Origin of the sequence: Neorhizobium alkalisoli (genome assembly GCF_002968635.1) — a bacterium.
Classification (GTDB): Bacteria; Pseudomonadota; Alphaproteobacteria; order Rhizobiales; family Rhizobiaceae; genus Neorhizobium; species Neorhizobium alkalisoli.
Genome location: NZ_PVBN01000008.1, coordinates 71,325 through 95,757 on the forward strand (window position 1 = coordinate 71,325; position 24,433 = coordinate 95,757).

30 protein-coding genes are annotated in these 24,433 nt (G+C 61.0%); 17 read left to right on the plus strand and 13 right to left on the minus strand.

The genetic code is table 11. From position 1 onward, the window contains the following. Positions 1–34 precede the first annotated feature (34 nt). Both C5L13_RS17880 and C5L13_RS17885 read right to left on the minus strand, forming a co-directional pair. Positions 35–1,036: a ketopantoate reductase family protein gene (locus C5L13_RS17880; RefSeq protein WP_105384632.1), complete on the minus strand. Its 1,002-nt coding sequence runs from the start codon at positions 1,034–1,036 to the stop codon at positions 35–37. An 80-nt stretch (positions 1,037–1,116) separates the two neighbouring features. Then, positions 1,117–1,335, minus strand: a complete 219-nt coding sequence (locus tag C5L13_RS17885; RefSeq protein WP_105384799.1) for a hypothetical protein — start codon at positions 1,333–1,335, stop codon at positions 1,117–1,119. 232 nt (positions 1,336–1,567) lie between these two features. Between C5L13_RS17885 and ftsZ the strand changes: the two genes are divergently transcribed. Then, the gene (gene ftsZ / locus C5L13_RS17890) at positions 1,568–2,593 is read left to right on the plus strand and encodes a cell division protein FtsZ (protein ID WP_105384633.1); all 1,026 of its coding nucleotides are present in this window, start codon (positions 1,568–1,570) and stop codon (positions 2,591–2,593) included. A 10-nt stretch (positions 2,594–2,603) separates the two neighbouring features. Here ftsZ and C5L13_RS17895 read toward each other — a convergent pair whose 3' ends face one another. Then, entirely contained in the window at positions 2,604–3,299 is a 696-nt protein-coding gene (locus tag C5L13_RS17895; RefSeq protein ID WP_245571328.1) for a TetR/AcrR family transcriptional regulator, read from the minus strand. Between the two features lie 163 nt (positions 3,300–3,462). Here C5L13_RS17895 and C5L13_RS17900 point away from each other — a divergent pair, with 163 nt between their 5' ends. Next, positions 3,463–4,413, plus strand: a complete 951-nt coding sequence (locus C5L13_RS17900) for a homocysteine S-methyltransferase family protein (protein WP_105384634.1) — start codon at positions 3,463–3,465, stop codon at positions 4,411–4,413. A 79-nt stretch (positions 4,414–4,492) separates the two neighbouring features. On the opposite strand, the gene C5L13_RS17905 is transcribed toward C5L13_RS17900, so the two are convergent. Beyond that, positions 4,493–5,404 (minus strand): hypothetical protein, encoded by a 912-nt coding sequence (locus C5L13_RS17905; protein WP_105384635.1) that lies wholly within the window; start codon positions 5,402–5,404, stop codon positions 4,493–4,495. Between the two features lie 760 nt (positions 5,405–6,164). On the opposite strand from C5L13_RS17905, the gene C5L13_RS17910 reads away from it, so the two are divergent. From C5L13_RS17910 to arsB, 11 genes are all read left to right on the plus strand, one after another. Then, positions 6,165–6,413: a hypothetical protein gene (locus tag C5L13_RS17910; RefSeq protein WP_105384636.1), complete on the plus strand. Its 249-nt coding sequence runs from the start codon at positions 6,165–6,167 to the stop codon at positions 6,411–6,413. 38 nt (positions 6,414–6,451) lie between these two features. Next, positions 6,452–6,946, plus strand: coding sequence for a nucleoside deaminase (locus C5L13_RS17915; protein WP_105384637.1), 495 nt, complete (start codon positions 6,452–6,454; stop codon positions 6,944–6,946). Positions 6,947–7,320: 374 nt separating this feature from the next. Further along, positions 7,321–7,524, plus strand: coding sequence for a DUF1059 domain-containing protein (locus C5L13_RS17920; RefSeq protein ID WP_105384638.1), 204 nt, complete (start codon positions 7,321–7,323; stop codon positions 7,522–7,524). A 394-nt stretch (positions 7,525–7,918) separates the two neighbouring features. After that, positions 7,919–8,233: an ArsR/SmtB family transcription factor gene (locus tag C5L13_RS17925; protein WP_007628095.1), complete on the plus strand. Its 315-nt coding sequence runs from the start codon at positions 7,919–7,921 to the stop codon at positions 8,231–8,233. Further along, positions 8,230–8,589, plus strand: coding sequence for an SRPBCC family protein (locus C5L13_RS17930; protein ID WP_105384639.1), 360 nt, complete (start codon positions 8,230–8,232; stop codon positions 8,587–8,589). The genes C5L13_RS17925 and C5L13_RS17930 overlap by 4 nt, the downstream gene beginning before the upstream one ends. A gap of 46 nt (positions 8,590–8,635) precedes the next feature. Then, positions 8,636–9,247, plus strand: a complete 612-nt coding sequence (locus C5L13_RS17935; protein WP_105384640.1) for an ATP-dependent Clp protease proteolytic subunit — start codon at positions 8,636–8,638, stop codon at positions 9,245–9,247. 338 nt (positions 9,248–9,585) lie between these two features. After that, positions 9,586–10,236, plus strand: a complete 651-nt coding sequence (locus C5L13_RS17940) for an outer membrane protein (RefSeq protein ID WP_407070442.1) — start codon at positions 9,586–9,588, stop codon at positions 10,234–10,236. A 225-nt stretch (positions 10,237–10,461) separates the two neighbouring features. Beyond that, the gene (locus C5L13_RS17945; protein ID WP_105384641.1) at positions 10,462–10,818 is read left to right on the plus strand and encodes an ArsR/SmtB family transcription factor; all 357 of its coding nucleotides are present in this window, start codon (positions 10,462–10,464) and stop codon (positions 10,816–10,818) included. Beyond that, positions 10,815–11,342: an arsenate reductase ArsC gene (locus C5L13_RS17950; RefSeq protein WP_105384802.1), complete on the plus strand. Its 528-nt coding sequence runs from the start codon at positions 10,815–10,817 to the stop codon at positions 11,340–11,342. Before C5L13_RS17945 ends, C5L13_RS17950 begins: the two co-directional genes overlap by 4 nt. After that, complete coding sequence (gene arsC / locus C5L13_RS17955) at positions 11,339–11,773, plus strand: arsenate reductase (glutaredoxin) (protein ID WP_105384642.1); 435 nt, start codon at positions 11,339–11,341, stop codon at positions 11,771–11,773. Before C5L13_RS17950 ends, arsC begins: the two co-directional genes overlap by 4 nt. Before the next feature lie 70 nt (positions 11,774–11,843). Beyond that, positions 11,844–12,917: an ACR3 family arsenite efflux transporter gene (gene arsB / locus C5L13_RS17960; protein WP_105384643.1), complete on the plus strand. Its 1,074-nt coding sequence runs from the start codon at positions 11,844–11,846 to the stop codon at positions 12,915–12,917. Positions 12,918–12,936: 19 nt separating this feature from the next. Here the strand turns inward: arsB and phnE (C5L13_RS17965) are convergent, their stop codons facing one another. From phnE (C5L13_RS17965) to phnC, 4 genes are all read right to left on the minus strand, one after another. Next, on the minus strand, positions 12,937–14,439 hold the full coding sequence (phnE, locus tag C5L13_RS17965) for a phosphonate ABC transporter, permease protein PhnE (protein ID WP_105384644.1): 1,503 nt from the start codon (positions 14,437–14,439) through the stop codon (positions 12,937–12,939). Between the two features lie 11 nt (positions 14,440–14,450). Continuing rightward, complete coding sequence (phnE, locus tag C5L13_RS17970; protein ID WP_105384803.1) at positions 14,451–15,410, minus strand: phosphonate ABC transporter, permease protein PhnE; 960 nt, start codon at positions 15,408–15,410, stop codon at positions 14,451–14,453. 79 nt (positions 15,411–15,489) lie between these two features. After that, positions 15,490–16,395 carry a phosphonate ABC transporter substrate-binding protein gene (gene phnD / locus C5L13_RS17975; protein WP_105384645.1) on the minus strand — a complete coding sequence of 302 codons (906 nt, stop codon included), beginning with the start codon at positions 16,393–16,395 and terminating at the stop codon, positions 15,490–15,492. A gap of 84 nt (positions 16,396–16,479) precedes the next feature. Continuing rightward, a complete protein-coding gene (gene phnC / locus C5L13_RS17980) occupies positions 16,480–17,331 on the minus strand; it encodes a phosphonate ABC transporter ATP-binding protein (protein WP_105384646.1) in 852 nt (283 codons plus the stop codon). A 377-nt stretch (positions 17,332–17,708) separates the two neighbouring features. Here phnC and C5L13_RS17985 point away from each other — a divergent pair, with 377 nt between their 5' ends. The 3 genes from C5L13_RS17985 to C5L13_RS17995 all read left to right on the plus strand — a co-directional run bounded on the left by C5L13_RS17985 (position 17,709) and on the right by C5L13_RS17995 (position 19,179). Next, positions 17,709–18,275 carry a hypothetical protein gene (locus C5L13_RS17985; protein WP_105384647.1) on the plus strand — a complete coding sequence of 189 codons (567 nt, stop codon included), beginning with the start codon at positions 17,709–17,711 and terminating at the stop codon, positions 18,273–18,275. Positions 18,276–18,349: 74 nt separating this feature from the next. After that, positions 18,350–18,721: a hypothetical protein gene (locus C5L13_RS17990; RefSeq protein ID WP_105384804.1), complete on the plus strand. Its 372-nt coding sequence runs from the start codon at positions 18,350–18,352 to the stop codon at positions 18,719–18,721. An 11-nt stretch (positions 18,722–18,732) separates the two neighbouring features. Then, positions 18,733–19,179: a hypothetical protein gene (locus C5L13_RS17995; protein WP_105384648.1), complete on the plus strand. Its 447-nt coding sequence runs from the start codon at positions 18,733–18,735 to the stop codon at positions 19,177–19,179. A 197-nt stretch (positions 19,180–19,376) separates the two neighbouring features. Here C5L13_RS17995 and C5L13_RS29300 read toward each other — a convergent pair whose 3' ends face one another. The 4 genes from C5L13_RS29300 to C5L13_RS18015 all read right to left on the minus strand — a co-directional run bounded on the left by C5L13_RS29300 (position 19,377) and on the right by C5L13_RS18015 (position 22,128). Continuing rightward, complete coding sequence (locus tag C5L13_RS29300; protein WP_105384805.1) at positions 19,377–19,553, minus strand: DUF1508 domain-containing protein; 177 nt, start codon at positions 19,551–19,553, stop codon at positions 19,377–19,379. Between the two features lie 200 nt (positions 19,554–19,753). Then, complete coding sequence (locus C5L13_RS18005; protein ID WP_105384649.1) at positions 19,754–20,743, minus strand: methyltransferase; 990 nt, start codon at positions 20,741–20,743, stop codon at positions 19,754–19,756. Between the two features lie 146 nt (positions 20,744–20,889). Next, positions 20,890–21,087 (minus strand): tautomerase family protein, encoded by a 198-nt coding sequence (locus tag C5L13_RS18010; RefSeq protein WP_105384650.1) that lies wholly within the window; start codon positions 21,085–21,087, stop codon positions 20,890–20,892. Between the two features lie 9 nt (positions 21,088–21,096). Beyond that, positions 21,097–22,128 carry a trans-3-hydroxy-L-proline dehydratase gene (locus C5L13_RS18015; RefSeq protein ID WP_105384651.1) on the minus strand — a complete coding sequence of 344 codons (1,032 nt, stop codon included), beginning with the start codon at positions 22,126–22,128 and terminating at the stop codon, positions 21,097–21,099. Between the two features lie 186 nt (positions 22,129–22,314). Here C5L13_RS18015 and C5L13_RS18020 point away from each other — a divergent pair, with 186 nt between their 5' ends. Continuing rightward, positions 22,315–23,004 carry a GntR family transcriptional regulator gene (locus C5L13_RS18020; RefSeq protein ID WP_105384652.1) on the plus strand — a complete coding sequence of 230 codons (690 nt, stop codon included), beginning with the start codon at positions 22,315–22,317 and terminating at the stop codon, positions 23,002–23,004. 20 nt (positions 23,005–23,024) lie between these two features. Here the strand turns inward: C5L13_RS18020 and C5L13_RS18025 are convergent, their stop codons facing one another. Beyond that, positions 23,025–24,077 (minus strand): proline racemase family protein, encoded by a 1,053-nt coding sequence (locus C5L13_RS18025; protein ID WP_105384653.1) that lies wholly within the window; start codon positions 24,075–24,077, stop codon positions 23,025–23,027. Positions 24,078–24,433: the final 356 nt, after the last annotated feature.

The window sequence follows — 24,433 nt, forward strand, 5'->3', positions numbered from 1 at the left end:
GGCGTTTTCGGATTCCCGTCCTCAACAGGATGAATCAATCTCTGAGGTTCTCGCGGTCGAGCTGGGTGGTGAGTGCCAGGACCGTTTCACAGGTCGGCGTGGGGACGCCGGTGAGCTTGCCGAGGGCGACCACCATGCCGGTCAGCGGGCCGATTTCGAGAGGCTTGCCGGCGTTGAAATCCTGGAGCATCGAGGTTTTCACCGGGCCGAAACCGCCGGAACGGTTCAGCTGCTCGTCGACACTGCCGTTGAACACCGCGCCGAGCGCTTCGCCAACCGCTCTCGTTTCAGTCATGACCTTGCCGATCTGCTCGACCAGCGGCCCGTTCTCCATCATCCTGTCCATCCGGGCACGGGTCAGCGCGCTGATCGGGTTGTAGGCGGCGTTTCCCATCAGTTTCGTCCAGATCGCGTCGCGGATGCGCTGCGTCGGCACGATCGTGATGCTGGCACGGCCGAAAAGATCGGAAATGGACACGAGGTCTTGCGAGAGTTCTCCCGAGGGTTCGCCAAGGAAAAAGCGGCCGTCGCCATACAGTCGGACCATGCCGGGCTGCATCACTTCGCCGCCCTGGTAGGCGACGCAACCGATCACCCGCTCGGGCCCGACGAGCCGCCAGAGTTTGCCGTCGGGGTCGAGTTCGGGCAATTGGCGTTCCGGGTGGCCGCTTTCCTCGTCCCGGTGGAAGTACCACCAGGGAATACCGTTGACGACCGGCACGACGCGTGTCCCCTCCTTGAGGAGACCGGCAAGGCCTTCGGCCGCATCCGCAAGCTGATGGCCCTTGACGCCGGTGATGACGAGATCCTGTTTCGGCAATTCCCTTGGGTCGCTGGTGGCGAGAAGCCGTACGTTCAGCGAGCCTTCTTCACCGGTCTTGACGATGGTGAGACCCTTTTCGCGGATCGCCTCCAGATGCGCACCGCGGGCGATGACCGAAACATTGACCTCGTCGCCAAGCGTGCTGGCGATCTTCGCGGCAAATGCTCCGCCGAGAGCGCCCGCGCCATAGACACAGATATTCCTGATCGCCATGAGCTTTCGTCCCCGCTTGCGTGCAATGCGGTAGATTTAGGCCATCCTGGCGGAGCAGGCGAACGAGTTTTTGTGATGGGTCAATGCGTCCGGTTGCCGGGCAGCAGTTCTGTCCGCCTGAGTTCGTCGATCGCGGCGACCGCATCTTCGACCGACCATCCGGCCTTGACTGCGGCTGCGACCATCTTGACTTCGGCCTCTTCCTCGAGCGCCAGGAAGAGCGGCTCGAGCGCCTCCTGCACGGTCAGGATATGTTCATCGGGGGACGGGACGGACGCGCGTGCGGCAGACGTAGGCATGGTACGCGATGCTCCTCTCTCGCATTGTCTCATTTTTGTGATCAGACTCTTCACAATTATCGGATGCGCAAAATGTTCCGTGCGCATGTGGAAAATTCTCGGTTTTCCACCACTCTGCATCAGCGCTTGTTCTTTCGCCAAGCCTCTGCCTTGTTGCACAGCTAAAATACACGCTGATTCGGACGGCCGACGGGGCCGCTCGGGCGGCGGAGCCGATGCCAAGGAGATTGCGATGACGGACGGCAAGAAATATCAGATTACCGAGATGCGGCCGAAAATCACCGTGATCGGTGTCGGTGGCGGTGGCGGCAATGCCATCAACAACATGATTGCCGAAGAGCTCGAAGGGGTCGATTTCATCGCCGCAAATACCGATGCCCAGGTGCTCGCAACCTCCAAGGCCTCCCGCCGCATCCAGCTTGGCGCCCATGTGACGGAAGGGCTCGGGGCAGGGTCGCTGCCGGAGATCGGCCGCGCAGCCGCCGAAGAATCGATCGACGAGATCATGGATCATCTTTCCGGTTCGCATATGTGCTTCGTGACGGCCGGCATGGGCGGCGGAACGGGCACCGGCGCAGCCCCGGTGATTGCCCAGGCGGCACGTGCCGCCGGGATACTGACGGTCGGCGTCGTGACGAAGCCGTTCACCTTCGAAGGCAATCGTCGCATGAAGACGGCCGAAACCGGCATCGAGGAGTTGCGCCGGGCAGCCGATACGGTGATCGTCATCCCCAACCAGAACCTCTTCCGCATCGCTGACGCAAAGACGACCTTTGCGGACGCCTTCATGACCGCCGACCGGGTCCTGTTTGCAGGTGTCGGCTGCATCACCGACCTGATCGTCAAGGAAGGCCTGATCAACCTCGACTTCGCCGACGTGAAGTCGGTGATGAAGGGCATGGGCCGGGCGATGATGGGCACGGGCGAAGCTTCCGGCGACGGACGCGCGCTGCTTGCCGCGGAAGGCGCGATCGCCAACCCGTTGCTCGACGACATCTCCATGAAGGGCGCCAAGGGCGTGCTGATCTCGATCTCCGGCGGCTCCGACATGACGCTTTTCGAAGTGGACGAGGCTGCAAGCCGCATCCGCGACGAAGTCATGGATGACGCCGATATCGTCGTCGGCGCGATCTTCGACCGCAATCTGGACGGCAAGTTCCGCGTCTCGGTCGTGGCGACCGGCCTCGATGGCGATCAGGCGGGCGCAGCCGCAGGCGCTCCGGCCGACCTGCAGGCCATGCCCCGCACATTGCAGTAAATCTGTTCTCTTATTTCGAGAACAGCAGCTTGATATAGGAGCGGTAGGTGAGAATCTGCCGCTCCAGTTGGTTCGGGTCCTTGAGAGCCTTCGACATGATGATCGAGCCGTCGAAGATGCAGGACAGCATGTTGGCCACGTCTTCGAGGTTTATCGGGTCGCGCGGCGGATGAACGGCGGCGATCTCCTCGATATGGCCGAGGAACCGGGCGTTCCACGCTTTGACGGAATTGGCGTTGGTTTCGTGGATTTCGCGGTCGAAGAGCCGCTCCTGATAGCAGATGGAGGCGATCAGGCAGCCTGGATGCCCGCCCGGCAGGTCCCTTGCAAGTTCGCTCAGCAGTTTCAGCCCCAATAGGAAGGCCTGCAGCGGATCATCGTTAAGCTCGCGGGCACGGCCGAAAATCTCGTCGAAGATACGGTCGTTCTCTGCCACATAGCGGCGCAGCATCTCGCGCGCCAATTCGTTCTTGTCCCGGAAATGGTAGAAGAAGCCGCTTTTTGTGATGCCGGCTTCGGCGATCAGTTCGTCGATCGAGGTGGCCGCAAAACCCTTGGCAAGGACCGCAGCCTCCGCGATTTCCAGAAGGCGTTCGCGCGTGGCCGCTCCCTTGCGGGTGTCCCGTGGCTCTGAAAACTTGACCGCCGGTACAGTTTCGGCTCGTCCCGGAACGGGCTCCTGCAGCATCTCGTCTACCGGAGACATGCTAACCTCCCGATTTCGCTGGGCATTGCGGACGGGCCAGATGGCTGTACCACGCGCTCACTAGAGCGAATGCCCATTCTTCTGCGAAAAATCTGCCATTCCCCGAGCGGAACGGAGCGATATCCGACGTCCGCTCCCTATCTTTTACCACAGGAGAGAGACCATGGCCAAATATCGCAGCAACCTGCCGCAGCTCAAAGGCGCCGATTTTCTGACCGACGCGGGCCTTGAAACGACGCTCGTCTTCCATCGCGGTATCGATCTTCCCGCATTTGCCGCCTTTCCGCTTCTCGACGATGCAAAAGGCCGCGAGGAACTGACCGAATATTACGAGGCCTACCTTGCGATTGCCCGCGAGCGTCGTCTCGGTTTCATCCTCGATACGCCGACCTGGAGGGCGAATGCCGATTGGGGGCCGCAGCTCGGCTATGATCGCGAGGCGCTGAGGGCGCTTAACTTGCGTTCGGTCGAATATGTCGAGAGGTTGCGGCGGCTCTGGGAGAGGCCGGGCGCCCCGATCGTGCTGAACGGCGTCATCGGGCCGCGCGGCGACGGCTACAAGGACGGCAACATGGACCCCCTTGCGGCCGAGGACTATCACGCCTTCCAGACGGAAGCCTTTGCAGCAAGCGAAGCGGACATGGTCTCGGCCATCACCATGAACAATGTCGGCGAGGCGGTCGGCATCGTCCGGGCAGCCCGGCGCGCCGGCATGCCTTGTGTCGTCTCCTTCACCGTCGAGACGGACGGGAGGCTCGCCAACGGCAAGAGCTTGCAGGCGGCGATCGAGGAAACGGATGCGGAGACCGGGGCTTATTCCGCCTATTACATGGTCAACTGCGCCCATCCGAGCCATTTCGAGGATGCGCTTTCCCGAGGCGAGGCCTGGGTGCAGCGGATCTTAGGCATCCGTGCCAACGCCTCGACGAAGAGCCATCAGGAGCTCGACGATTCGACTGAACTCGATATCGGCGATCCGATCGATCTCGGCGCGCGCTACCGGTCGCTGCGCGGGAGCTATCCGTCGATGCGGGTGCTCGGCGGCTGCTGCGGCACGGATCATCGGCATATTCGGGCGATCTGCGACGCCTGCCTGCCGGCCGTCGCGGCGTAACGGGAGATCTGCCCAAATCGGTGACGACAACGCCCTCCGGATACCTTCCAGAGGGCGTTGTCGTCTTGCTTTCGCGGGATCAGAAGCGGGAGGTGACCAGCAGGTCTTCCTCCTCGTCGCGCTGCCGGCCGCCGAGTGCTGCTGCAGCCGAGGAGATGAAGGCGCCGACCAAGAGCGACAGCGATCCGACAAGCGCCGTCGTCGCGGCCGCCTTGCGGGCTTCGTCGGCTGCCCGCTGGGCGGCCACCTTGGCGTCCTCGATCCTTTTCAGGACCGCATCGACGCGGGCGCGGGCTTCCTCGGGAGAAAGGCCGGCGCGGGCGGAGACGATCGTGGCCAGATAGGCCTTGTCATCTTCCGGCACGCCGCCCTGCAGGGCCCCGTTCACCAGGATCCGCGAGACCTCGGCGGTGGCCGCCGCATTGTCGGTCTCCGCACGCTGCTGCGCCAGCTGCGGGCGCAGGAGCGCATCGGTGAAGTAGGAGGTCGCGGCATTGGTATCGGCATCATCCGAGGAGGACGCCGCCGCTGCCGAACCCGCAACACCTGCAGTCGCCGCCGCGGTTCCGACCGCCTGCGCACCGGCGCCCGCAAGCGAGGTCAGCGACGAGGCGAGGAAACCGGCCACGAAGATCGTTGCCAACGCCCAGGATACGAAGCCATGCGCGGTATCCCGGAAGAAGACTTCATCCGTATGGACCGCCGCCCATTTGGTTCTGAGCCTTCCGGTCAGATAGCCGCCGAGGGCCGCCGACAGCCATTGCACGACCACCAGCCAGATTGCGGCGGTGATGCCGACAGTTGCAGCCGAACTGCTTTCCCCCGACCAGGGCGAGACCATGGTCAGGCCGAGACCGGAGCCGAAAAGGATGAGGATGAGGCTGATGCCGGTAGCGGCAACCGCACCGCCGATGATCGGCCCCCAGGCAATCGCGGATTGTGACGACTCGACCGGAGTTAGCGCCGTGGAGCCTGTCGATGAGATTGGCATTTCCGTCTCCTCAGCGCATGAAGAGGACGAGAAGGATGACGATCGGCAGCGGAATGCCGAGTAGCCAGAGCAGAATACCGCGTCCCATGGTGAATCTCCTGTAAGATCATGGTTTGTCTATCGAAGTTCGCCCTTTCAACACGCCGGTGCCCCATTAGTTCCTAGGGGTAGGATATTTCCGGTTTCTGCTGCGTTCGTTTCTGTCCGGCCGGTCTATGCACCCAATTTTGGCCATGCCGACGAACCGGACCTGGCTTTGCCATTCCGGGGACGAAGAGTGGTCGGACGGGGCGCTGGGAGCTGCCTCGTAAGTTAGTTTTTAGGTGACACCTCTCAGCGCCCCGTTCGGCGGTTTTTATCCGCGACTGCGGTCCCTCTGCCTTGGCCTTTCGGGATGGTGTTCGTCTGGTTCCTGATACTCGTCCGGATCCTCGGGTTTAACCCGAGGACCAACCGGCAAGGGTGAACAGGAACCGCCGCCGGACTTTCCGCTTGAGGCGGACGGACTTCAAAGAGTCCGGCGAAACCATCCTTCGGGCCACCCTGTGTGCCGCACAGGCACATCCGGCGCGCGCTTTCGGGCATCAAGAGATGAGGGGCCGGTCCGCAACCCTTCATCTCTCCCCGTGTCGCCGGAGGGAGACCATTTTCCGCGGACCCCTGATGCAAGGACTTACGTCGTTTCCCTGCACCCGGCGCCGGTCCCGCCTCGCCAGAACGCCTTCCGGTGTATCCGATGCGGGACGGGGAGAGTGTAGGCATGGATGGGGAGGGCGGGGATGAACGGAGACGAAATTTTTTGCAATCAGGCAGCAACCGCCGCCAACCCGCCCGATCGTTCTCTGACAAGCTTGCACTTTTGATCAGTCTTGCTGACAAAGTCAAAAAGGATCAAAATTCATTTTTATACCTGTTCATCGGGATGTCGGATGACCAGAGCGGCGAAGCCGGCAACTTTCCACTTGGCGGAGAACACAAATTACCCGCTCCGTTGCCGGGCAAACATTGATGGTGAATGAACTGCGACAATTCTCAGGAGCTCACACAATGGCAGGCACCAAGCGGTCCTATGATGAGTCGCTTTTGCGGAAGGCCTTCGATGTGGCACGGCGTTCGCGCGAAGGCGGGGATCACCCATTTGGATCAATTCTCGCCGATCATGATGGCAATGTCTTGCTGGAACAGTGCAATGGCTACAGTTCGGAAGGCGGCGACCGCACGGCCCATGCCGAGAAGCTTCTCGCCACGCGCGCCGGCAAAGCCTATGACCTGAAGTTTCTTGCCGGATGCACGATGTACACATCCGCGGAACCATGCGCCATGTGTTCAGGCGCAATCTATTGGGCAGGCATAGGGCGCGTCGTGTTTGGCCTTTCCGAGAGAGAGATGAAACAGCAGATTGGCAATAGCCAGGAAAATCCGACGCTCGATCTCCCTTGCCACATCGTGTTCGCCGCGGGTCAGCGCCCAACGGAAGTCGTCGGCCCCATGCTTGCGGGCGAGGCGGCGAAACTCCACGAAGAATACTGGTCTCGCCGCTAATGGCCCTTCTACGACATGGCACCTAGCCGCTAATATCACTCCTCGCGACGATCCCGGGGAGTTCAAGGGATTGGAGTCGGGTGACAATTGCTGCCCAATTGCGGAAGTTTCCTGCAACCGATTGTTTTTGCCGATCTGGAAGGCGGCGTGTCCCCGAACTGCCGGCAGGACATGGAGTGGAGATGGAGAGGCGCGGTCGATCGAAGATCGGCCCTGACCGGCGGGTTTCCAGCCGCGTCTAGATCATCATGGCTACCACGAACTGATGAGCCTTTGGCGTTTCGATCATGCCGCCTGCCGTTTGTTTCGTCCGCAGGATGGGAGTAGGATTTCCGGTCCTCTGGCCTGCGCCGGAGTTTTGTGAGGAGGCAAAGATGGGACGCAAATTTATCGACTGCCGGGAGTTTCCGAGCGAGATGAAATGCACCGTAGCCATATCGGCAGACAACATGGACGAGCTCGTCAATGCCGCCGTCCAGCATGCGGTTGCCGTCCATGGTCACAGCGATACGCCGGAATTCCGCACTGAAATCCAGAAAGCTATCCACGACATGGAGCCCTCGCGCAGTGTTGCGTAACAGGGTTTGCTGTTTTTGACGAAATGCCGGGTTGAGGTCGAAACGCCGTCTTCTGCGAAAGAGGCGGCGTTCGATCTCATGCGGCGTCTTGTTATCCCGGAACGAGGCTGACCTTCCCGCGGCACTCGCTGATTTTCCTCATGCCGGAAACACGTGGGGACGACCGTTGCCGCTTCTTTTCGGAACCATCTGGGAGATGCCGCCAACGACCGCTTTCGGCCCGATGCGGGCATCAGACGATTGCAAAACTCGGTCGCTCGCACACGGGTTTTGCGACAGGAGTTCCTCATTTTTTGATGGCTGAGGTCAGTCGTTGAACCTAGGATTTCCGCAGCAAAAGAAAGCTGCCTCGAAATAGCTTGCGAATCGCATAAGTACGTGCTTATGTGTTCGCATGATCGAGAATGACTTCTTCCGAGCTTTGGCAGACCCGACCCGCCGTGCGATCTTTGAGAAGCTGGCGGCAGGGAGCATGAACGCCAGTGCCTTGCGCGAGGGCATGGAGATTAGCCAGCCGGCGATGTCGCAACACCTCGCAGTTCTGCGCAGTGCAAAGCTCGTGAGGGAAGAACGACAGGGGCGTTTCGTGAATTACGAAGTCGATCCCGATGGGCTGGCTCTCATCGCCCAGTGGCTCGCAAAATACCGCGCCTACTGGCCGGAGCGTATCGCAGCACTCAAAGTCTTGCTGAAGGACATGGATCAATGAACGAAGGGAAGACCAGGGAGCAGGATAGCGGCGTCGAGTTGGAATTTGACCTGGGCGATCCGCCGCAAAAGGTCTGGCGTGCTGTCACCATTCCCGAACTTCGGGAAAGGTGGTTGCCGAAGGAAGCATTGGCTGATCCCGAGGCGATCACCGTCACCCCCGGCCAGGAAGTTCGCTACAAGCTGCGTGATGATACCCCGCCTTTCCTTGAAAGCACCGTGACGTTCACGATCACCCCGAATGCCACTGGCGGCACCTGCCTTCGGATCGTCCACGAACTGACGGACGCAAGATTCGATGGAATGGCAAGAGCGCCGGCGAACAGCAACAGCCCGCCCCTCATGCTCGCCGCCTGATACGGCGAGCCTCCCCCCTTAAATTCTGAGAATCTGGAGGTCGCCGATGCGCGAAGCGATGCAACTCGTCCCCATGGTCGTAGAACAGTCCAGCCGGGGGGAGCGATCCTTTGATATTTATTCCCGGCTTCTGCGCGAGCGGATTATCTTCCTCAATGGCGAGGTGAACGATACCGTTTCGGCGCTCGTCTGCGCGCAACTGCTGTTTCTGGAAGCGGAAAACCCCAAAAAGCCAATCAACCTCTATATCAATTCGCCGGGCGGCGTCGTGACCAGCGGCCTAGCGATGTACGACACCATGCGCTTCATCCGTGCGCCGGTTCATACACTTTGCATGGGGACGGCCCGTTCAATGGGATCGTTCCTGCTGATGGCAGGCGAACCCGGCGAAAGAGCCGCATTGCCCAATGCCAGTATCCTCATTCACCAGCCCTCCGGCGGCTTTCAAGGGCAGGCTTCCGACATGCTGATTCATGCCGAGGAAATTTTAAAGACCAAGCAACGCATGACGCGGCTCTACGCCGAGCATTGCGGACGTTCCTACGAAGACTTTGAGCGCGGGATGGATCGCGACCGCTTCATGACGGCGGAGGAAGCGCTTGAATGGGGTCTTATCGACAGTATTCTGAAGGTTCGGGAAGATACGAGCAGCCTATAAGCCTTGCCGCAAAAATCCCGATTAAAGCGACACTTGTTTTCTCAATTTCTGCGATGCCACAGAAGGGGAGGCGGCCGTAGTGGCCGCGTCTGGCCCAAAACTGGCAACGCCGCATCGTTAACGGTAGCTGGCATTCGCTTCACAATTCCGTTTCTTTTTTCAATCCGCGTCCCTTGGGTCTCGAGGTTAAGGGAGTGTTTATAAATTCGTGAAAGTTAATGGAAACTTGCCGGTGGTGCGGCCCCGAGGGCCTGGTGGGATGGCTCGGACCGCCGTGCAGTTTGTAACCTGAGTAATTGCCTGCGTATCTTCCTATGCAGGCGCTGTACGGAGTAACCATGACCATGAAAGCAAAGCCTTTCGCCCTGGCGATCGTCGCCGCAGTCTCCACCACGTCTTTCTCTTCAACGGCTGTCCTCGCGGCCGACCTGACCAGCTATTCCGAACCGCCGACCTACAATGAGCCGGCTGCCGGCCCGAAGGCCGGCTGGGGTGGCGCCTATGTCGGTGCCGATCTCGGCTTGGCGTCCCGCAAGCTGAACCCCTTCGACGGCGACAAGGGCCTCGTTGTCGGCGGCCATGCCGGCTACAACATGGACCTGGATTCCGGCGTGGTCGGCGCAGAAATCGAAGCCTCGCATCTCGGCAACGTCAAGAGCCGCGTACCGGGCGGCAATATCAAGGAACAGGGCCGCGTGGCTGCCAAGGCCAAGGCCGGCGTCGGCTTTAACGATACGCTCGTTTACGGCACTGCCGGTGTTGCGCTCACCAGCTTCAAGGACAAGGGCGGCACCTCCGGCCCGGATGGCTGGAAACCCGGTTGGGTCGTAGGCGCAGGCGTCGAGCAGAAACTCTCCGACAATCTCTCCGCCCGTGTCGAATACAACTACACCATGACCAACGACGTGCGCAGCACCACGGCCGGCGTCACCTCACGCACCGACGTGCGCGACCAGGTGCTCAAGGCCGGCGTGAATTACCGCTTCTGATCCACACCCTTTGAATCCGTCGGATTCCAAGGGTGGTATTCGCAGATCGACAGTCGACAGCCCCGTATGCTCTGAAGGCATACGGGGCTGTCGCTTTTCGGGCGGGGGGTTATCCTTTGGTCCTGGCCTGTTACGGCAGAACGTCGCCATTTTCAGTGAGGGGAACAGGCTCCTTTCCCGCTGTCGAAGCGTTGACAATATCCATATATCGAGTAATATCGATATATGGATCAGGAAAACGCTATTCTCGCTCTTGCGGCACTGGCGCAGCCGACCCGGCTGCAGGCCTTCAATCTACTCGCAAAGCACGAGCCTGAGGGACTTCCCGCAGGCGACGTCGCGAAGTTGCTCGCCGTTCCCCAGAACACCATGTCGTCGCATCTGAGCGTGCTGGCGCGAGCCGGGCTGATCCGGGCGGAGCGACGGAGCCGTCTGATCGTATACAGGTCAGACATTGCTGTACTGCGGGACCTTACGCTCTATCTCGTCAAGGATTGCTGCGGCGGCAGGGCGGAGCTCTGCGAGCCGCTTGTCGCCGAACTTACCCCATGCTGCTGCCCACCACAGAAGGTGTCATCATGACAAAGACCACGTTTAACGTACTGTTTCTCTGCACGGGAAATTCCGCCCGTTCCATCATCGCCGAAAGCGTTCTGAAGAAAAGCGGCGCCGGCAAGTTCAACGCCTATTCTGCAGGGAGCTACCCGAAGGGCGAGGTCCATCCGCTGGCGGTCGAGGCGCTTCAGGGGCATGGCTACCCGGTGGAGGGCCTTCGGTCCAAGAGCTGGGACGAGTTCGCGGCGGAAGGAGCCCCCGAGCTCGACTTCGTGTTCACCGTCTGTGACAACGCTGCCGGCGAGGCCTGCCCGGTGTGGCCGGGACAGCCGATGACCGCCCATTGGGGGCTTGAGGATCCGGCTGCCGTGGAGGGCACGGATGCGGACCGGCGCGTCGCCTTCGGCCAGACGCTGCGTTACATGAAGCTCCGCCTCGCCGCGTTCGCCGCGCTGCCGGTGGAAAGTCTCGAGCGTTTGAGCCTCACCGCCAAACTGCATGAGATCGGACAGATGGAAGGTTCCTCCGTGCAGAGGTCCGACGTAGCATGAGCGAAGCAATCGATATCGTCATCTATCACAATCCCGACTGCGGCACGTCGCGGAACACCCTTTCGATGATCCGCAACGCCGGGATCGAACCGCATGTCATCGAGTACCTGAAGACCCCGCCATCGAGGACGCTGATCGTCCAGCTGGCGGGCCGCATGGGTATCGGCTTGCGCGAACTGCTCCGCGAGAAGGGCACTCCATACGCCGAACTCGGCCTTCAGGACGAAAGCCTGAGCGATGATCAGTTGCTGGATGCGATGATGGAGCATCCCATTCTGATCAACCGCCCGATCGTCGTATCGCCAATGGGCGTCAAGCTTTGCCGTCCTTCCGAGGCCGTTCTCGACATTCTTCCGGCTCCCCAAAAGGGTGCCTTCGCCAAGGAGGACGGGGAGATCGTCATCGACGCCGAGGGGCGGCGGATCGCCTGACGCCGCCGCCGGTCCGCCACGCTGCCGCACCGGCTCCGGGCGGAGCATCACATTTTAAAGGAACGCTTCAATGCAGCCCGCCAAGCCTGCCATCCGCCTCTCATTTCTGGATCGCTACCTCACGGTATGGATCTTCGCCGCCATGGCGCTGGGCCTGATCCTCGGCACGGTCTTTAAGGGCTTGCCGGATGTGCTCAACAGCATGTCGATCGGCACCACCAACATCCCGATCGCGATCGGCCTCATCCTGATGATGTATCCGCCGCTTGCCAAGGTTCGCTACGAGGAACTGCACCTGGTCTTTGCCGACAGGCGCGTGCTCTTGCTTTCGCTCGTCCAGAACTGGATCATCGGCCCGACGCTGATGTTTGCGCTGGCCGTGATCTTCCTGCGCGGCTACCCGGAATATATGACCGGCCTGATCCTCATCGGTCTTGCGCGCTGCATCGCAATGGTCCTCGTGTGGAACCAGCTCGCCCGCGGCGACAATCAGTATGTGGCCGGGCTGGTGGCGTTCAACTCGATCTTCCAGATCCTTTTCTTCAGCGTCTATGCCTGGATCTTCCTGACGCTTCTGCCGCCGCTGTTCGGCCTGGAGGGGAGCGTCGTCGACGTCTCGTTCTGGACGATTGCAGAAGCGGTCCTCATCTATCTCGGCATCCCTTTCCTCGCCGGCTACCTGTCCCGGACCATCCTGACAAGGACCAGGGGCAGGGACTGGTACGAGACGGTCTTCCTGCCGAAAATCAGCCCGATCACGCTGGCGGCGCTGCTTTTTACCATCGTCGCGATGTTCAGCCTCAAGGGTGGCGATGTCGTCAGGCTGCCGTTCGACGTGGTCCTGATCGCGATCCCGCTGACCATCTACTTCCTGATCATGTTCACGGTCAGCTTCGTCATGGCGAAGATGATCGACACCGACTATCCGCGCACGACCGCGGTGGCCTTCACGGCTGCAGGAAACAATTTCGAGCTCGCCATCGCCGTGGCGATCGCCGCGTTCGGCCTTGCTTCACCCGTCGCGTTTGCCGCGGTCATCGGTCCGCTCGTCGAGGTGCCGGTGCTCATCATCCTGGTGCAGTTCGCGCTCTGGATGGGGCGCCGCTACTACGGCGCCGAGATGGAGCGCGCGCCGGCCGAGTGATCGAGGGCCGGCGGATATCTCAGCTGCGGTCCTTGCCGATCAGCCGCGACCGCAGCGCGTTGGAAATCCCGTCGAAGATGAACACCACCAGGAGGATCAGCAGCACCATATAGGCTACGTTCTCCCAGTCGGAATTGGTGCGCATGGCTTCCCAGAGTTTCAGCCCGATGCCGCCGGCACCGACGGCGCCGATGATCGTGGCCGAGCGGGTGTTCGATTCCCAGAAGTAGAGCGCCTGCGACAGGAACACCGGCATCACCTGCGGTACGGTGCCGTAGCGTTGCACCGCGACCGGTGAGGCGCCGACGGATCGCACACCCTCGCGCTGCTTTTCGTCGATGTTTTCCAGCGCCTCCGAATAGAGCTTGCCGAGCGTTCCGGTATCCGTGAGGAAGATGGCGGAAATCCCGGCGAGAGGGCCAGGGCCGAAGGCGCGGGTGAAGAAGAGCGCCCAGATCAGCATGTCGACCGACCGGAGAAAGTCGAAGAGCCGCTTGGCGATCTGGTTTGCGGGGCGGTTTGCGAAAATGTTCCGCGCCGCGATGAACGACAGCGGGAAGGCGACGAGCATCGCAAACAGGGTTCCGATGAAGGCCATCACGACCGTCTGCAGGAGTTTCTCCCAGACGTCGAGATGCTGCCATTCCGAATTGTAGAGGATGTTGTTCCAGGCGAGCGAAAGGTTCGACCTGTCGGGCTGGATGCGGTCGCCCGAGACGATCAGCGTCGCGATCTCCGAGGCCGGTTTCCCGAAGAACGGCGAGCTCGTGTCGAAAAGGAAATTCGCCCAGCCGAGGAAGCGTTTGCGGATGCGGACCCGCTCCGCGCTGATTTCCGCCCAGCCTGAAGTTCCGAAATAGGCGACCGCGCGGCCGCCCGGCAGCCTTTGTTCGACCCACGAGGGCAGGGCCCCGTCCGGCCGGACCTCGCCGGATCTTCTGTTGAGGCGGAGGGTGACGCTTTCCGAGCCCCTGGTGAGCACCACCCGATCGGGATGAACCTCGATCGTCCTGGACCTGCCGATCGAGACCACGGCCTCGGTCACGATCTCCTCCGTGCGGGTTTCATGGCTCGGGCTCTGCGGAGCGGCCTGCTGCGCCTGGGGCGCCGGCGCCATGAAGCTGGAGGAGGGCTTGGCAGCCCCCGCATTCCCGGAGGCGGACGCGGGGATTTCGATCGTTCGCGTCACCGTCTCGCGCCGGGTTTCCAGCCACTCGGGGTTCGGGTTCGGGCCGATCGGATCGAAGCGAGGGTATTCGATCCTCATCGCGCCGTCGGATTCGATCTCGATCTGGGGCCGGATCTCGTAGGAGACCCAGTCTGCGAGGTAGTTTCCGGCGATGCTCCAGTTCGCTTCGCCCATGACCTTGCCGACGGCGAAATACCACCAGGCGAAAAGGAAGTAGAGGGTGCACGCGACGGCGATGATCGGCACCCTGAAGCGCTGCCAGAAGCTTGGCCGCAGGAGATGGGGATGGCGTGCCGCGATGGCTTCCATTTCGGACGTGTTGAGGATCGTCATGGTGCCTCCGGTCAGATCGCGTTGAATGCCTGGTCGCCCGAAAGCTTCTGGCGAAGCCATGCGGAAAACTGGTCGACGGCCACGATGGTCAGCAGCAGAAGGAGGACGATGGCGAGCGTCTTGGCTTCGTGACCCTGGCCGATCGAGAGGCGCAGGAGTTCGCCGATACCGCCGCCGCCGACGGCGCCGATGATCGTCGAGGCGCGGACATTGATTTCGAGGCGCAGCAGGAAGTAGCTCATGAAGTTCGGCATCACCTGGGGCACGATGCCGAACCAGATCCGTTCGAGCCAGTTGGCGCCGACGGCGCGCAGCCCTTCCTCCGCCTTCATGTCGGCGTTCTCGATGACCTCGTAGAACAGCTTTCCAAGCGCGCCCACGGTGTGGATCGACACGGCGACGACGGCCGGGATCGGGCCGAGCGAGAGGATCGCGAGGAAGAAGCCGGCGATGACCACTTCCGGAAAGGCGCGGAGAATTTCCATGATGCGGCGCACGAACCCCCGCACCCAGGGATTGGGCATGGTGTTCCGCGCCGCGAGGAATGCCAACACGAAGCCGAAAAGCAGGCCGATGCCGGTCGATACGAGCGCGATGTTCAGCGTCTCGACCATCTTGTGGAAATATTCGGGGATATAGAAGGTATCGCCGAGATAGGCCCGCCCTTCCGGATAGTTGTACTTGAAGCTGCCGTCGTCATAGGGGGACGGGAGGTCGAACAGCGCCCGCCAGATCTCCATTCCGTCTCGTGGAATGAGATCCTCGACGAAGTCGAAGAGATGGGGAAGCCGCTCGAAGAATTTGCCGGAATTCGTTTCGTTGGCGAACCAGAGCGAGCCGGACACCACGCAAAGCAGCAGCACGACGCTCAAAAGCGTATAGAAGCCCCGCTGGGCGGCCAGCTGCCGCGAGTGGCGCTCTATCATCCGGCCGCTCTCGCCGAGGACAGGCCTGACGGTAGAAATGGACATCGCTGGCCCCCGGGTTGCGACGGTCGAGAAAAAGGCCGCCGGAGAAGTCTCCAGGCGGCCGTCGTGTGTGAGGCTGCGATCAGCCGCCGATGGTTGCCTTGCGGGCATCGATGATCGGCTTGTAGAAATCGACGTTGACCTCGGCGAAGCCCTTGAAGTCGCCGCCCTGGATGGCGGAGAAGCAGGCGGGATCGGCCTTCGGGAGGTTCAGCATGAACTGCTTGAACTTCGCCTTCATGTCGGTGTTCATCGACGTGCGGACGACGACCGGGCCGTTCGGGATGAGCGGCGATTTCCACAGCTCGACGAGGTCGTCCATGTTGAGGATGCCCTTGTCGACCATCTTGCGCAGGTTGCCGGAGGTGTAGCCGTCCTTGAAGTTGCCAACGCCCGAACCGAAGGTGGTGCCGGCATCGAAATTGCCCTTCAGCACTTCGAGCACGAGGTTTTCGTGACCGCCGCCGAAGCCGGTGGAGCCGAAATAGCCCTTGACCGGAGCGCCGATCGCTTCAGGAAGCGTCACGAGCGGTACCAGATAGCCGGAGGTCGAATCCGGATCGGCGAAGCCGAGCTTCTTGCCCTTCAGGTCGGCGAGCTTGGCGATGCCGCTGTCCTTGCGGGCGACCATGATCGAATGATAGCCCATCGAGCCGTCGGTCTGAACGGTCGTCAGGATCGGTTCGACCGCATCCGGCTTGGTCAGATACACCTTGGCATAACCGGACGCGCCGAGCTCGGCATAGTCGAGCGTGCCGCCGAGCAGACCCTGGATGACGCCGTCATAGTCGGAAGCCGGGAAGAGCGAGACCTTTTCGACGCCGAGTACGGCGGGAAGCTTCTCGGTCATGCACTGGTAGTTGCGCAGACGATCGGCCTCGTTTTCTCCGCCCAGGATGCCGATGCGGAATACCTTGAGGTCCTCCGCGGCCGCCGAGGTGGCAAGTGCTGCGAGTGCGACTGCAGCAAGCAAAGCTTTCTTCAACATGAGATCATCTCCTGTCTGTCCGGTTTTCGGAACATGTGTTGAGGCTGGCCCTTCACGCGGGCGTACATACGATCTTGGTCCGGCTCACGCCCTTGCGGGGGCGAGGATCCTGGAACCCGCCGACCTGGAGGCTTCGTGCTCCAGGTCTGCGCTGCGGACGTTGATGCTGGTGGACGTCATGGATTCGTCGATGCCCGCGCCTTCCTTGTCGGACCCGTAGATTTCCCGGACTGCCGTCACCGTCAGTTCCGAAGGAGGTCCGTCGAAGACCACGCGCCCGCCCGCCATGCCGACGATGCGTTCGCAATAGGAGCGCGCGGTATCGAGGGTGTGCAGGTTGGTGACAACAGTGATGCCGTCGCGCTCGTTGATGTCGCGGAGCGCATCCATCACGATCTTGGCGTTCAGGGGGTCGAGCGACGCAATCGGCTCGTCGGCGAGCACGACCCTTGGCTTCTGCATCAGCGCACGGGCGATCGCCACGCGCTGCTGCTGGCCGCCCGAAAGCGTGCCCGCCCTCTGCAGCGCCGTCTGTTCGATGCCGAGCCGCTCGAGAGCCGCAATCGCCGCGATCCGTTCCTCGCGCGTGAAGATGCTGAGCAGGCTCATCGTCGTGGAGCGGTGGTTGAGCCGCCCGAGCAGGACGTTGGTGAGCACGTCGAGGCGCGGCACGAGATTGAATTGCTGGAAGATCATGGCGCAGTCGCGCTGCCAGCTGCGGAGTGCCGCTCCCCGCAGGGAGGAAATTTCCAGATCGCCGAAGTGGATGGTTCCCGAGGACGGCGTCGTCAGACGGTTGATCATCCGCAGAAGCGTGGACTTGCCCGCGCCCGACCGCCCGATGACGCCGACCATCTGTCCGTGGGGAATTTCCAAGCTTACGGAATCCACGGCAGCACGATTGCCGAAAGTCTTCGTCAGTTTTTCCAGACGCATGCCATGCCCCCTGTTTTTATGGGGGCCTCATTAGCGACGGCGCATGAAGGGGCGATGTCGGTTGGATGTAGGTTTTATGAAGATTGCGACAAACGCGGACAATTTGAGTGGAGCCGCTGCGCGCCTTCGTTGTTCTCGAAAACCTTTCGATGGGGATCCGGCAGGCGGAAGGCTTGTAAAACCGGCCGCCGGGTTCCCGATGTCGGACCAAATTCCGCTCGCTCGGGACCTCTGTCCGATATCGCTCAGGCCCAAGGTCGTATCAGCCATCCGACTGAAGTCTCTGGGACGGAACATCGCAGCATCTCGTCTGTTCAGTCCCCAGCTTCGACACTGCGATTGGGTTGGAAGCATAGAGGAAAATCAAGGAGATAGAGATGAAGATCGTCAAATGCGCGGCCCTTGCCGCGGCCCTTCTGGCTGGCACCACGTTGTCTGCCTATGCGCAGTCCAGCAGCACTGTCGGAACCGGTGGAACGAGTGCCGGAGGCGGCACCTCCAGCAGCACCGTTGGCACCGGCGGCTCGTCGGCGGGCACCAACTGTACCCCGGGCGCTACCAACTGCGACGGCGGCTCGGCCTCCACGCTCGGAACCGGTGGTTCCTCGGCGGGCGGCGGCACCTCCAGCAGTTCGGTCGGCACGGGTGGGTCGGCAGCCGGTTCCGGTAGCGGATCGGGTTCTGCGTCGACGCTTGGAACCGGCGGCACGAGCGCAGGTGGCGGCACGTCCAGCAGTTCGGTCGGCACGGGCGGATCGGCGGCCGGCTCCGGTAGCGGATCGGGCTCAGCCTCGACGCTCGGCACCGGCGGCACGAGTGCCGGTGGTGGCACCTCCAGCAGCTCGGTCGGCACAGGCGGCAGTGCGGCAGGCGCGGCTCAGGACGATGTCAGCAACAAGGAATGTCCTCCGGGCCAGACCAAGAAGAGCGGCGGCAAGTGCTAAAAACTAACATGGGCCGGTTGCCGATAGGCGACCGGCCTTCTTCAGGAGGACAGGATATGAACTCGGCATCTTTGATGACCAAAAGCGCGTTCGCCCTGCCGCTGATCATGGCCCTCTGCATCGCATGCGAGGCATTGTCGGCGGAGACGATCAAGCTCGACGACGGCACCACCTGCACCGTGATCGAAAGCACCAGTTCGGCGGGAGGCAGTACCTCCTCCTCGGTGACCGCCGGCGGAGGCAGTGTGACCTCATCGACCACGATCGATGGAAAGACAACCACGATGCATTCGGGAGGCGGTTCGGCTTCGTCGAGTGCCGGATCGTCCGTCTCGGGCACGGCAGGCGCCCAAGCATTCTCGACCGCGAGCGTCACCCGTCCCGACGGTTCGGTCGTGACGCGCCGATCGGACGGCACCTGCGACATCACCAAACCTAACAAATGAGGAGCAAGACCATGTCGAAACTGGTTCCCTTAGCCGCGGCCGTCGCAATCGTTGCGGCGATGGCCGGCACACAATCCCTGGCGCAGGACTGCAACGCGGCCGGGACAGTCGGTTCGGCAGGCAGCGCATCTGCCGGCGGCACTTCGGCGAGCACCCTCGGAACGGCGGGCACCTGCGCGACCGATGACGGCACGACCTCGTCCATCGGTTCGGGAGGAAGTGCGGCCACCGTCGACGGCAAGGCCCAGAGCCGCACCAAGGTCAACGAAAACGACAATCAGCTCAAGGCACAATCCAAGGCCCAGGCCATGGACCAGGGCACGTTCAGCAAATCGCAGACCAAGACCCGCGTGAAAGGCGACGAACTGGAGAGCAAGACGCGTTCGATGTCGCACGTGCCGGGGCAGAAACCGCTCAAGAGCACCACCGACAGCAACGTGGTCCTGCCGCCTCAGTGAGGTGGGGCAGAGTGGCTGTCATGGCCCCTCATGAACAGGATCTACGACTTACCTAACGCCAAGATCGTGATTTTGTACCTCTCCCACAAGGGGAGAGGTACGCGCCGAACGTGCGGCGCCGGCTTCTCTCCCCCCGCGGGAGAGGGCAATTTCGAGGATGCAAAGCTAAGTTTCGAAATTCCCAGTTAGTACCAGTACTATACCGGATTGCAGCTCATGCCGTTGCGTCTGGCGTTCGCAATGCAATCGTTTTTGTTGGTGTAAGATTCGGTCGAAGCGCCGACAGTCTTCCCGTTTGATGCTATGCGTCGCCACCGCCATTGAGTGCCGCTCTGATAGATTTCCCAAGTATCTCCATTGCTGTCCCTGCAGATGCCATCTCCTTCCTCCGTTGGTTCGACCGGACCAAGCTAGGAAGATTCGCTGTATCCTTCCACGAACTTAATGCACCCTTAGGTGGTGCAATATCACCAAGTTGCGTGTGGGTGCGATGCGGGCTTTCTAACGTTCAAGAGCCTGAACCGTCGACGTAGGGAGCGAAGGGCACTATTGGAATAGGTCGATCGTATTGGTCTTAGGCTGGGGATGCCTCAAGGATGGAGATTGGTCCTTGGGTCTGAATCACCTGTTCAAGACGGAGCCCCGCGGCGGCGAACAGGCTTGCATAATGTTCCTCCGTCCGCTCAAGGCCCCCGGTGATGGCGAGCATGACCACGTCGATACCTTTGATCTGGTTCGGTTCGTCACCCGGCGGCACGAGCGTCTCCGCTACAAGCACCTTCCCGTCCGGTTGCATGGCCCTACGGCAGTTTCGCAGGATCGCCGCGGCACGCTCATCGTCCCAATCGTGAACGACCTTCTTGATGACGTAGACGTCGCCGCGGGGGACGCTCTCAAAGAAGTCACCGGCGATGAATTCGGTACGCGGCAGATCGCCTCCGGCACCTTGCCGTGCTGCCGCCACCCCCGAGGGCAAATCGAAAAGCACGCCGCTCAGATGCGGGTTGCGGGAAAGGATCGCCGAGAGAAGCTGACCATGTCCGCCGCCAACGTCGACGACCCGGGTGAAGGGGCTGAAATCATAGGCTTCGGCCACTGCCTCGTTGCTGCCTTGGCTGAGCGCGACCATGGCACGCTGAAACAAGTCAGCCTGTTCCGGGTGCTTCGACAGCCAGTCAAACCGGGGGCTGCCGAACAGCTTGTCGAAAGCTGGCTTTCCCGTGCGAACGGAATACAGCAGTTGCTCGAAGGCAAGGTAAGCCTCGCTGTTGATCATGCGGACGAAGTCACCGGGACCCGGCCGATCGGAACGAAGCGCGGCACCAAGCTCCGTCAACTCAAAATGACGCGGCGACACTTCTCTAAAGACCCCTTCGGCCGCGAGAAGGCGCATCACGCGATAAAGCGCGTCGGCATTCGTCCGAGTGGCAGCCGCCAGGTCGTCCACCGCCCGTTCGCCGGCGGTCAGGAGATCGGGAACGCGCAGTTCGATGACCACCCGCATCGCCTGTGACACGGCGAACCCCAGTCCTAGCCTCATGATCTGCTGCGACGGCATGGGCATGGCTTTCCTCGACTGTCTGCAGAAATTTAGCAGAACGGGGCGAGCGCGGCACTTCCACCAATTGGAGGATCGCCGAGGTGTTCCATGAGGAGTTTTTCCAGGCGCCTCGCGTTCGATAAAAATCGTTGTTCGGACCGTCGCCGCTATCATGTCTCGTCGGGGGGAGAGGCGTAAGCCTTTCCGGCCACGAACCATTCATGCGGCGGCACCTCGGTGATCAGCACCGTGGTGGCCTCCGGCGGCACGCCGGCGACGCGTTGCAGGGTCTCGGTCAACTCGCGCGCCAACTGGGCTTTCACCTCCGCCCTGCGACCCGGGAAAAGCTCAACTCGGATGATCGGCATTTTCAACTCCTACTTAATCGCGGGCCAGGTGTCGGAAAGTTTGTAACCGCCCGGCCATGGGTCGGCGGGATCGAGCATTAGTTGGGACGTCCCGGTTATCCAGGCGCGACCGGAAATCGACGGAACGATCGCCTTCCGTCCGGCCACGGTCGTTTCATCGACGATGGTTCCCACGAATTCGGAACCGATTATCGAAACCGCCGTCAGCGTGTCTCCCTTGGCGAGAACTCCACGGGCATTGAGGAGCGCCAACCGAGCCGAAAGAGCGGTTCCCGTCGGCGAACGGTCGAGTTTGCCAGGCTGGATCGCGACAACGGAGCGGGCTTTCAAACGCTCTTCCTCTCGATACAACGGTCCGGCGAACAGGCAGAAAGATATATGGTTCCAGCCAGTGTCTTCGGGATGCAGGAACCCCAGTTGTTCGTTCGCCGCGTTTGTGATCCTGATCCCTGTTTCGGCTATGGTGCGTGCGTTCTCCGGGATGAGGGCCAGGCCAAGGTGATCGGGGTCAACCACGACGAAACTGTCGCCGCCATATGCCGTGTCGACGGTGACCTTGCCGAGCCCGGGAACGTCCACGGTCGCGTCGAGTTGTGCGGCGAAACTCTTCACGTTGGTGACCGTGATGCGCTCGGCCTTGCCGTTCCGGCATTCGGCGACGACTTCGACCAGTCCGGCGGGAGCCTCGAGTATCATCCGCGTGATTGGCTCGGTCATGGGGATGATACCGCTGTCGAGAAGGACAGTCGAAACGCAGATCGAGTTCGAGCCCGACATCGGTGGAGTATCCTCGGGCTCCATAATGATCCAACCCATCTGGGCCTTCGGGTTCTTGGGAGGCACCAACAGGTTGACGTGCCGGAAGACGCCGCCACGGGGTTCATTCAAGACGAATTTCCGTAACGTTTGATCACGCGCGATCCATCTCGATTGTTCCCAGATCGTATCGCCAGGGGGAGGCGACACACCTCCCACGATAACATCTCCGACTTCGCCCTCAGCGTGGCAGTTGACGACGTGAACAATTTTAGACGATCGCATTGGACACCCGTTGAAAAGTTACGACCCGCACCGCGATGCACCAGGCCCTTTGTGTTTGCGTATACGGTATTCTATTGTGGTCCACGTGGAATTATCTGCGCGAACCCTGCAAAGGCCCGAACGCCTTTGCATTGTTGATCGGCTGCGATAGGTCCGGTGGTTTTCTCGACGCGAAAGTGGAATTCGATGCCATTCAAGGCCGACCATGCGATCAATCTCGGTGCTGCTCCTTCCGCATCGGAAGTGATCATGAAGTTCGTGCGCGACTCGATCATCGACGGGACGCTGGACGAGGGCGAGCCGATCCGTCAGGATGACGTGGCCCGGATGTTCAACGTGTCGAAGATCCCGGTGCGTGAAGCATTGAAGCGGCTGGAGGCAGAAGGCTTCGTTGTCTTTCACAGAAATCGCGGTGCCGTAGTCACGTCGTTGTCGGAGCCTGAGATCGTCCAGGTGTTCGAGGTTCGAGCGCTTCTCGAAGCGGGGGCCATTCGGTACTCCATTCCACATATGACCGAGCAGACTTTTGAAAAGGCGCAAGGCTATTGCGACGCATTTGCCAACGAGAACAATGTTGCGCGGTGGGCTGAACTCAATTGGAGGTTCCATTCGAGCCTCTATGAAGATGCCAAGCGGCCCTATCTTTTGAACACGATCAGGTCGGTGAACGACCGTATCGAGCGTTATCTCCGTGTGCAGCTTTCCCTATCGAAAGGTCAGCGCACCGCCGATGTGGAGCACCGCCAGATTCTCGCTCTTTGCCGAAAGGGCGACATCGACGGTGCGGCCAGTCTCGTTCATGATCACATCATGGGAGCCTGCAGGTCTCTCCTGATGCATCTACCGCAAGGTACCGTTCGTGGACCGAAGGTCTAACCTTACGCCCCGGTCTAACCTTACGCCCAGGTGTCTCCGACCGTGAACCCTTCGGTAAACGGGTCATCATGGTCCAGAACGATTGTGTTCAGCCCGTAAATCCAACTCGTGCCCGAGAGAGTGGGGACGACCGCCTTGTGTCCGCCCATCTCAACCTCTTCCACCAGGCGACCCGTGTACACGTTTCCTAGAATACCCTGATGGCGGAAGTCGTGATCCAGCTTCAACTCGCCTTTCGCATGAAGCGTGGCCATCTTCGCACAGGTTCCGGTGCCGCAGGGGCAACGGTCCAGCGCGCCCGTCCAGGTTGACGGCTTATCCCAGGAGAAGTCGCCCGAGGCCATGGTAACGGCGTTCTTCCAGTCGGCATTCGGGTCCTCGGTTGGCCCGGATAGCTGCGAGATGGTGATGCCGATCCCCGGATAGTGGGGATGCGCCACGGGAAGCTGCTCGATGGCGGCCTGCCTGATCATGGCGGAAACGCGCGCGATCTCCTTGCCGTGTTCCGGGATCAGTTCGAGACCCTTGAACTGGCGGACATCGGCGATCACGTAAAACATCCCGCCCCAGCCGACGTCTACGGTCACTTTGCCAAGGTGCGGGACGTCGATGACGGCATCCAGGTGAGCTGCGAATGCCGGGACGTTCTTGAAAGTGACCCGTTTGACCTTACCGTTTTGGCAATCCGCCTTCACCCTGATGAGGCCGGCAGGCGCCTCGAGTACGAGTTCCGTCACAGGTTCCTTCATGGGCAGAATTCCCATTTCAAGCAGGACCGTCACCACGGAAATGGTATTCCCGCCCGACATGACAGGATACTCGATCTGCTCGAGGATGATGTAACCAGCGTCGGCTTCAGGATGGTTCGGCGGGACAAGAATGTTGCAGCAGTGAGCGGAATAGCCGCGAGGCTCACGAAGAAGCAGCTTTCGCAGCCCGTCGTCGTTAGCCTCAAGCCATTTCATCTTCTCGTAAACACTGGTGCCGGGGATATGCGGAACACCGCCGGTGATGACGCGCATCGGAGTCCCGGCGTGCGTGTCTACTGCGTTGAGGGTCCGTTTGAAGGCCATGAATGCACCTCTAGGCTAACCGGTTTCAGATTGGTGATCACGCAATCGCCAGCGACATATGCGTCGAAGGGAAATCGTATACGATCTTCAATATCTGAAAAGTGGCCAGTGTCAATCCAAAATGTACTGCAAGGTCATTTTTGATGACACGCATGTACATTTTGCTTGTAACATCGGTTTTCATTTGCTACGGACTTTCTGGAGCGAAGGCTGCCACATCCCAGCGAAGGGCCACCTGATAGCCCGGCATAAGTAGCCTTCGATTGCATATCGGTGACCAGCGGAGCTGGAACGGACTGTTAGTGGGCGGATAAAAAGCGGCGTTCCTGCCTTTCCTCATGCCGCATACAAAGGGA